Source organism: Mesorhizobium sp. M1E.F.Ca.ET.041.01.1.1 (genome assembly GCF_003997355.1).
Taxonomy (GTDB): Bacteria; Pseudomonadota; Alphaproteobacteria; order Rhizobiales; family Rhizobiaceae; genus Mesorhizobium.
Genome location: NZ_RZSL01000457.1, coordinates 1 through 5,063 on the forward strand (window position 1 = coordinate 1; position 5,063 = coordinate 5,063).

Genomic DNA, 5,063 nt, shown 5'->3' on the forward strand with positions numbered 1-5,063 from the left:
CCGCGACCGATATGGTCGCGCAGCCGGCCGGGGGTGCCGACGACGATGTGGGCGCCGCGCTCCAGCGCGCGCCGCTCGCTGCGCATATCCATGCCGCCGACGCAGGACGCCACAGTCGCGCCGGTCAGCGCGTAGAGCCATTCCAGCTCGCGCCGCACCTGCAGCGCCAGCTCGCGCGTCGGCGCCACCACCAGCCCCAGCGGCGCGCCGGCATCGGCGAAGCGTTCCGCGCCGTCGAGCAGGCTCGGTGCCAGGGCAAGACCGAAGGCGACGGTCTTGCCGGAGCCGGTCTGCGCGGAAACCAGCGCGTCGGCCACGCCCAGTTCGGGTGCCAGCACCGCTTTCTGCACCGCGGTCAGCTCGACATAGCCGCGGTTTTGCAACGCCTCTGCAAGCGCAGGCACGATGGTTTCGAAACTGGACATCTTGTTCTTTCGGGATTCGGGGTTCTGTGCTCGTCGCGGAACACAAGGCTGGCACTGCGCCAGCCGAACGAATTTGGGCGTTCGTACTTCCTGCAGCCGCCATTGTACAGAGCAGGCGGCACCGCCTTTCCCTTCTCCCCCGTGGGAGAAGGTGTCGCCGAAGGCGACGGATGAGGGGTGTTCCAGGGAAAGCCAGCGCCTCACTCCGCTGGAACACCCCTCATCCGTCTCGGCGCTGCGCGCCGATCCACCTTCTCCCACAAGGGGAGAAGGGGAGCTGCGGCGCCGATTGACTCTTTTATCAAAGCGCGTAAAAGCCCGCAGCGAACGGGATCTTTTTCGATGCGCGGCCTTCTGGTGGCTCTTCTTGCATTCGAAGCGCCCAGCCACGATGCGGCGCATCGGGCAGGGCGCTTCGGCGCGTCCGTCCGTTCCAGCAAGATTCTGGGTTCCAGCAAAACTACGGCCAAAAAAACCACCACCAAAACGGTGTGATTCCCTTGGCCTAACCACCCTCTCCCGGGTTCGGCCCGGGGGACGGAACCCGCATGAGGCCGGCGGGTTTTCTCCAACAACCAAGCGGAGAGGGACAGGAGATATCGATGAGTTTCAAGGTTGCGGTAGTCGGCGCCACGGGCAATGTGGGCCGCGAAATGCTCAGCATTCTGGACGAGCGCGGCTTCCCGGCGAGCGAGGTGGTGGCGCTGGCCTCGCGGCGCAGCCAGGGCACCGAAGTGTCCTTCGGCGACCGCACGCTGAAGGTCAAGGCGCTCGACACCTATGATTTTTCCGACACCGACATCTGCGTCATGTCGGCCGGCGGCAACGTGTCCAAGGAATGGTCGCCCAAGATCGGCAAGCAGGGCTGCGTCGTCATCGATAATTCCTCGGCCTTCCGCTACGATCCGGACGTGCCGCTGATCGTGCCGGAAGTGAATCCGGATGCGGTCGAGCTGTTCTCGCGCAAGAACATCATCGCCAATCCGAACTGCTCGACGGCGCAGCTCGTGGTGGCGCTGAAGCCGCTGCACGACGTCGCCACCATCAAGCGCGTCGTCGTCGCCACCTACCAGTCGGTCTCCGGCGCCGGCAAGGAAGGCATGGACGAGCTGTTCACGCAGACCCGCGCCGTCTTCGTCGCCGACCAGGTCGACGTCAAGAAGTTCACCAAGCGCATCGCCTTCAACGTCATCCCGCATATCGACGTTTTCCTCGACGACGGCTTCACCAAGGAAGAGTGGAAGATGGTGGCCGAGACCAAGAAGATGCTCGACCCCAAGATCAAGCTGACGGCGACCTGCGTGCGCGTGCCGGTCTTCATCGGCCATTCGGAAGCGGTCAACATCGAGTTCGAGAAGCCGATCACGGCGGACGAGGCGAGGGAAATTCTTCGAGACGCGCCCGGCTGCCAGGTTCTCGATAAGCGCGAGAACGGCGGCTACATCACGCCGCTCGAATCGGCCGGCGAAGACGCCACCTTCATCTCGCGCATCCGCGAGGATTCGACCGTCGACAACGGCCTGTCGATGTGGGTCGTTTCCGACAATCTGCGCAAGGGAGCGGCCCTCAACGCGGTCCAGATCGCCGAGCTTCTGGTCGAGCGGGGCCTGATCCAGCCGAAGAAGAAGGCGGCTTAGTTTATCGCTCACGGGCCGCACCGCCGCTGACGCGGCTGGCCCTCCGCGGGGGCGCCGGACGACCGGCGGCCCGCAGTCGCGGGCTCGGCCTTCGGCCGTGAGCGCGGCTTCCCCTTCTCCCCTTGTGGGAGAAGGTGGATCGGCGCGCAGCGCCGAGACGGTTGAGCATCTGTGTTTGTTGTCAAGGAGCGATTGGGCTCCAGGTACGGTCTTGTGTGATGAGCGCATTGGCCATGACGACGAGCTTTCGCATAACGGCGACGACAACGATCTTTGCGGGCTTGCCTGCGTTGCGCAGCCGGGAGGCGAACACGGCAAGATCGTTGTTGTAACGACTTGCTGACAGAGCAGCCATGTAGAGGGCGTTTCTGACGCCCTTGCGTCCGCCTTTGATTGCGCGGCGTCCCACGTGCGGGCCGCTATCGTGGGCGACTGGAGCGAGCCCCGTCAGCATGGCCGCCTGCTTGGCGTTGAGCGTACCCATCTCGAGGAGGCCGGCAAGGAGGGTGGCGGCGGTGGCCGGCCCGATGCCCGGGACCGACATCAAGATGGTATAGCGTCGGGCAAGTACGGGATCAGCCGAGATCAAGCGCCCAATCTCGGCTTCGAGACGTACGATATGGCTCTGAAGCGCTTTGAGCCTGCGGTTGAGTTCAGCGCGCAGGAAGAGGCTTTTGAACGTCGCCAAGCGGTTGATGAGCGCGGTACGCTCGGCGCTGGCGGCACTGCGTGCGCCAACCATCTCCTGCAGTAACTCTATCGCAAGTGAAGCAGGCGCCGTTTCCGACGGATCGAGTGCAACTCCCATCAAGGCCAGCAGCCGGGCGTCGATCTTGTCGGTCTTGGCAAGCTGGCCGCAGGCTTCTGCGAACAGCCGAGCTCGCAGCGGGTTAACGACGGCCACGTGCAATCCGGCCTCGTGCAGCGAGCGCTGCGCCGCACGATGATATTTGGACGTCGCCTCCATGATCACGCGCCTCACCGCAAGACTTTGGAGCTGGCGCTTCAGCCGCCGCAGGCCACAACCATCATTGGTCACGCGAAAACTCTGACCGACCGGATGGACGTACACATCCAGCCACTCTTTACACACGTCGATGCCGGCATAGACTGCCAGCATCGCATTCGGTTCGGACAATACCTTGCCTTGCATGCGGGACTTGCTCCCCATCATCTGTTCAGGACCCGTGCGAGAACGAATGGACCTTGCTCAACCGCGGTTCACGCCAAGGGGTGTACGGTCCCATCCGTCCACTCCCCGGCGGACGGCCATCTGTCGGGGGAGTGCAGCTATCTTGCACAAATAGCCGCTGTCCCAACATGCAAGGGGTGTTCCGGGGAACGCCGACGTCTCACTCCGCTGGAACACCCCTCATCCGTCGCCTTCGGCGACACCTTCTCCCACAAGGGGAGAAGGGAAGGCTTGCGCCATTTCCTGCAATAGCTTCATCGCTTCTTCCGCCCGCTCCGCCGGCACGAACAAATGATCATGGTAGAAAGCCGAAACCGGATTGACGCCCATGCCGGCCGCAGCCAGCCGTGTCGTGATGGCGGCCAGGAAGCCGACGGCTTCCAGCGAGGAATGGACGTTCAGCGTGATCATGCAACAGCGGAATGCGCCCATGAGGCCGGCCGCCTTTGCCTGGTCCTCCGTCACGATAAGCGTCAGGCCTTCCCGCTCCCGAAACTGCATAACCGGCTCAAGTCCGTCCGGCACGGCCGCACCCGGCGCCAGCGTCGCGAAGACATAGATGCCGGGCAGCAGGTGCGGCGTCATCGACGCCAGCAGTCTTTGCAGATCGGTCTCGCCGGTCATCTTAGCTCCTTCCGGTCCGTGCGTTCTTTCATTGAACCACGCCTTTGAAAAAAGCGCACCGGCCCCCTGTAGGATCGCGGTGCGCTTCCTCGTCCTTTGGTCGAAGCCGGCAAAACAGCCAGGCTCGAACCGTCAGGAGGGAATACCAATGAGCATTTCCGATGCCGCGCCCGTCTCGAACGGCGCCTTGTGGACCGGGCGCGTGCTCAGCGCCGTCGTCGTCCTGTTCATGATCTTCGACGGCGTCATCAAGCTGCCGCCGCTCAACATCGTCACCCAGACGATGACCGACCTCGGCTGGCCGGCGGACGCTGATATCGCGCGCCTGATCGGCATTATCGGGCTGATCTCGACCGCGCTCTATGCCTTGCCGCGCACGTCCGTGCTCGGTGCCATCCTGCTCACCGCCTATATGGGCGGCGCCATTTCCACGCATGTGCGCATCGGCAGCCCGCTATTCTCGCACACGCTGTTCGGCGTCTATCTCGGCGTCATCCTGTGGGGCGGGCTCTATCTGCGCGACCCAAGAGTGCGCGCGCTGATCCCGTTCAGCCGCTAAAGCAATTCCAGCAAGGGCGCCGAAGGTTCGCCCGGAATCGCGTAAAAACAAATAGTTAGAGCTGTCGAACCTACCGCCGAACAGTGACCGCCTGATCCTGGCTGGCGTCTTGAGACGCCAATCTCCATGGTCCTCGGGATCAAATTAGCCGTCTGCGAGTTAAACACTTGGCGGCGCGGACGGCGATCCCCCCGTGAGAGAGGAACTGAAATGACGAAAGCGATTACCATTCTGGTGCTGACATTGGCGCTGGGCGCCTGTTCGCAGACGGAAAAAGGTGCCGCGATCGGTGGCTTGGGCGGCGCGGCCGTTGGCGCGGCCGTCGCCAACAATCCGGTGCAAGGCGCGGTGGTCGGCGGCGCCGTCGGCGCTGTCGCCGGCGCATTGATCGGCCATGCCAGCGAGGCCGGCCAGTGCCGCTACCGCGACCGTTACGGGCGCGTCTATGTCGCGCGCTGCCCGGAAGGCTATTGAGTCTATAGGCGGACCTAACGAAAACGGCGGGCATCTTGCCCGCCGTTCCCATTGAACGAAGTTGAACGCCGAACTTACTCGGTGGTCGCGGCTTCCGCCTCGGCCGGCGCGGCGGATGCCGCGGCAACGGCAGCGGCGGCGTCTTCCTGGGC

At 63.9% G+C, this 5,063-nt stretch carries 7 protein-coding genes; 4 read left to right on the forward strand and 3 right to left on the reverse strand.

Annotated features, from left to right (window positions below; genetic code table 11):
- Positions 1 to 425: DEAD/DEAH box helicase (locus EOA38_RS27650; protein ID WP_145966092.1), on the reverse strand; the 425-nt coding region annotated here is incomplete at its 3' end.
- Between the two features lie 342 nt (positions 426 to 767).
- Here EOA38_RS27650 and EOA38_RS39375 point away from each other — a divergent pair.
- Both EOA38_RS39375 and EOA38_RS27655 read left to right on the forward strand, forming a co-directional pair.
- Positions 768 to 920, forward strand: coding sequence for a hypothetical protein (locus EOA38_RS39375; protein ID WP_189434948.1), 153 nt, complete (start codon positions 768 to 770; stop codon positions 918 to 920).
- Positions 921 to 1,027: 107 nt separating this feature from the next.
- Positions 1,028 to 2,062: an aspartate-semialdehyde dehydrogenase gene (locus tag EOA38_RS27655; protein WP_127300709.1), complete on the forward strand. Its 1,035-nt coding sequence runs from the start codon at positions 1,028 to 1,030 to the stop codon at positions 2,060 to 2,062.
- Positions 2,063 to 2,243: 181 nt separating this feature from the next.
- Here the strand turns inward: EOA38_RS27655 and EOA38_RS27660 are convergent, their stop codons facing one another.
- On the reverse strand, positions 2,244 to 3,215 hold the full coding sequence (locus EOA38_RS27660; RefSeq protein WP_127300710.1) for a transposase: 972 nt from the start codon (positions 3,213 to 3,215) through the stop codon (positions 2,244 to 2,246).
- A gap of 219 nt (positions 3,216 to 3,434) precedes the next feature.
- Positions 3,435 to 3,878: an ACT domain-containing protein gene (locus EOA38_RS27665; RefSeq protein WP_127300711.1), complete on the reverse strand. Its 444-nt coding sequence runs from the start codon at positions 3,876 to 3,878 to the stop codon at positions 3,435 to 3,437.
- Between the two features lie 148 nt (positions 3,879 to 4,026).
- On the opposite strand from EOA38_RS27665, the gene EOA38_RS27670 reads away from it, so the two are divergent.
- Both EOA38_RS27670 and EOA38_RS27675 read left to right on the forward strand, forming a co-directional pair.
- Positions 4,027 to 4,437, forward strand: coding sequence for a DoxX family protein (locus EOA38_RS27670; RefSeq protein WP_127300712.1), 411 nt, complete (start codon positions 4,027 to 4,029; stop codon positions 4,435 to 4,437).
- A 210-nt stretch (positions 4,438 to 4,647) separates the two neighbouring features.
- Positions 4,648 to 4,911: a YMGG-like glycine zipper-containing protein gene (locus tag EOA38_RS27675; RefSeq protein WP_127300713.1), complete on the forward strand. Its 264-nt coding sequence runs from the start codon at positions 4,648 to 4,650 to the stop codon at positions 4,909 to 4,911.
- The last annotated feature ends 152 nt before the right edge of the window (positions 4,912 to 5,063 follow it).